This window comes from Rhodopseudomonas sp. (assembly GCF_048594845.1).
Classification (GTDB): Bacteria; Pseudomonadota; Alphaproteobacteria; order Rhizobiales; family Xanthobacteraceae; genus Rhodopseudomonas.
Genome location: NZ_JBMDXE010000302.1, coordinates 1 through 2,582, shown reverse-complemented (window position 1 = coordinate 2,582; position 2,582 = coordinate 1). Strand labels below are relative to the sequence as shown.

Sequence of the window (2,582 nt, the reverse complement as noted above, 5' to 3'; positions counted from 1 at the left end):
CATAACCCCAGTCGCCTGGATTTATGCACAGCGCCGCAACGCCGTGCTCAACAACATCCTCCAGAAAGTATGGATTCCGGGCTCGCCGCTGCGCGGCGCCCCGGAATGACGGGGAGAGGAGGGGCGACGAAACAGAGGACGGCGACCCACGACGGGTCGGCGCTGTTGAGCTTGTTACTTGGTCCGCTCTCGCGCTGCCAGCTCCGCCCCGCTTACTTAAATCGCTCCCGCGCCAGCTCCGCACCGGCCCCAAGCGCCGCCAGCTTCGCCTCCGCGATCTCCCGCCGCATCGGGGCCATGCCGCAGTTCGTCGTGGCGACGATATTGCTCTTCGGCACGTGCTTCATAACCGCCTCGATCGTGGCGCAGACGTCCTCGGCGGTCTCGACCTCGTCGCTGGCGACGTCGATGACGCCGGCCTGGACGATCTTGCCCTTCAGCAGCGACAGCAGCTCCAGCGGCACCTTGGAGTTGCGGCACTCGACTGCGACCTGCTGGATCGCGCTGGCATCGATCGCCGGGAAGATGTCCTCGTATTGCCGCCACTGATCGCCGAGCGTTTCCTTCCAGTCGGTGTTGGCCTTGATGCCGTAGCCGTAGCAGATGTGCACGGCGGTGGCGCAATTGAGCCCCTGCGCGGCGCGCTCCAGCGCCTTGACGCCCCAGTCGGCGGCCTCGCTCATGTAGACGTTGAACGCCGGCTCGTCGAACTGGATCATGTCGATGCCGTCGGCTTCCAGCGCCTTGGCTTCCTCGTTCAAGAGCTCGGCAAAGGCGAACGCCATCTTGACGCGGTCGCCGTAGTAACGATCCGCGATGGTGTCGATGATCGTCATCGGGCCGGGCAGGGTGAACTTGATCTTGTGCGTGGTATGCGCCCGCGCGATCTGGCCCTCGAAGCCGTGGACGCGGCCCTTGAGCCGCAGCGGTGCGACCACCTGCGGCACCATCGCTTTGTAGCGGTCGTTGCGGATGCCCATCTCGACCTTGTGGGCGAAGTCGATGCCTTCGACCGCCTCGAGGAAGCCGTGGACGAAATGCTGCCGCGCCTGCTCGCCCTCGGTGACGATGTCGATGCCGTAGTCTTCCTGTAGCTTCAGCGCCAGGATCGTCGCATCGCGCTTGGCTCGGGCGAGTTCCTCGCCGCTGGATTTCCACGGCGCCCACAGCTTGTTCGGTTCGGCGAGCCATTCGGGCTTCGGCAACGAGCCGGCGATCGTGGTCGGAAACAGCATCGGTCACTCCGCGGTTGAGGGGCGCCCTGTCTGCCACGTCCGCACCGCCCCGTACAGCCGCCCGAGACCGAGGTGACAAGCCCGCCGGAGCCGGGCTAGGATCGGCGCAAACCCGTCAAGAGGACCCGAGGAGCCTGCATGATCGAGCTGTTTTACGCGCCGACCCCGAACGGCTGGAAGATTTCGATCATGCTGGAGGAATGCGGCCTGCCGTACAAGGTGGTGCCGATGCAGCTCGGCCGCGGCGACCAGCACAAGCCGGACTATCTCAAGCTCTCCCCGAACGGCCGGATGCCGGCGATCGTCGATCACGGGCCGGCCGACGGCAGCGGCCCGCTCAGCATCTTCGAAAGCGGCGCGATCCTGATCTATCTGGCGGAGAAGACCGGCAAGTTCATGCCCGCCGCGACCCGTCCGCGCTTCGAGGTGATGCAATGGGTGATGTGGCAGATGGCCGGGCTCGGCCCGATGCTCGGCCAGAACGGACACTTCCTGCTCTATGCGCCGGAGAAGATCCCGTACGCGATCGACCGCTACACGCGCGAAGCCAAGCGGCTGTACGGCGTGCTCGACGCGCAGCTGACCGGCCGTGAGTACATCGCCGGCGACTACTCGATCGCCGACATGGCGTGCTTCCCCTGGATCATGACCCACAAGGCGCAGGGGATTTCGCTGGACGAATTCCCCAACGTGAAGCGCTGGTACGCGCTGCTGCGCGAGCGCCCCAAGCTGCAGGCCGGCCTCGCCCTCGGCAAGGAAGACCGCAAGCCGATGGACGAGCAGGCGCGCAAGCTGCTGTTCGGCGTCGACAAGCCGGCGCATGCGGATGCGGGTGTGCAAGGCGCGCAGCAGCAGTGATAGGGATGCGAAACGCACGATTGATTAGCGTAGAGCGTAGATTCGGTTGGCAGCGTATGCCCCACACTCGGCGTCATCGCCCGGCTCGTCCGGGCGACCCAGTATGCCAGAGCGTGTGCGGCAGGCGTATGCGCTCAACAGCAGCACTCTGGAATACTGGGTCCCCCGCATTCGCGGGGGATGACGGTTGGGGGCGGGGTGATGCCGTGCGCTACCCTCGGCGTTCGTCATTCCGGGGCGTGCAGCGAAGCTGCGCGAGCCCGGAATCCATACGCCGCAGCGTTGGCGGTGGAGCAGGGCGCCGGTTGCGCTTTGCTTGGCCGAGAGCATAGGGGTTATGGATTCCGGGCTCGCGCTGCGCGCGCCCCGGAATGACGAACGAGAATGTGTTTGCCTGAGGCGAGACCTAGTCTCTGAGAACAGTCACCAACAAATAACCGCAAGTTGACAACCACCAACAACAACCAAGAAAAGGAATCGCCTTATGCT

At 65.0% G+C, this 2,582-nt stretch carries 2 protein-coding genes; one reads left to right on the top strand and one right to left on the bottom strand.

Translation table 11 applies throughout. The annotated features are described in order from the left end of the window. Positions 1 to 212: 212 nt before the first annotated feature. Positions 213 to 1,235 (bottom strand): methionine synthase, encoded by a 1,023-nt coding sequence (locus tag ACOJTD_RS19795; protein ID WP_420134575.1) that lies wholly within the window; start codon positions 1,233 to 1,235, stop codon positions 213 to 215. A gap of 138 nt (positions 1,236 to 1,373) precedes the next feature. Here ACOJTD_RS19795 and ACOJTD_RS19790 point away from each other — a divergent pair, with 138 nt between their 5' ends. Further along, a complete protein-coding gene (locus tag ACOJTD_RS19790; RefSeq protein ID WP_420134574.1) occupies positions 1,374 to 2,093 on the top strand; it encodes a glutathione S-transferase N-terminal domain-containing protein in 720 nt (239 codons plus the stop codon). Positions 2,094 to 2,582: the final 489 nt, after the last annotated feature.

Bases quoted from the DNA above. Each gene is read 5' to 3' on its own strand.
- ACOJTD_RS19790 (WP_420134574.1), top strand. From the start codon at position 1,374: ATGATCGAGCTGTTTTACGCGCCGACCCCGAACGGCTGGAAGATTTCG.
- ACOJTD_RS19795 (WP_420134575.1), bottom strand. From the start codon at position 1,235: ATGCTGTTTCCGACCACGATCGCCGGCTCGTTGCCGAAGCCCGAATGG.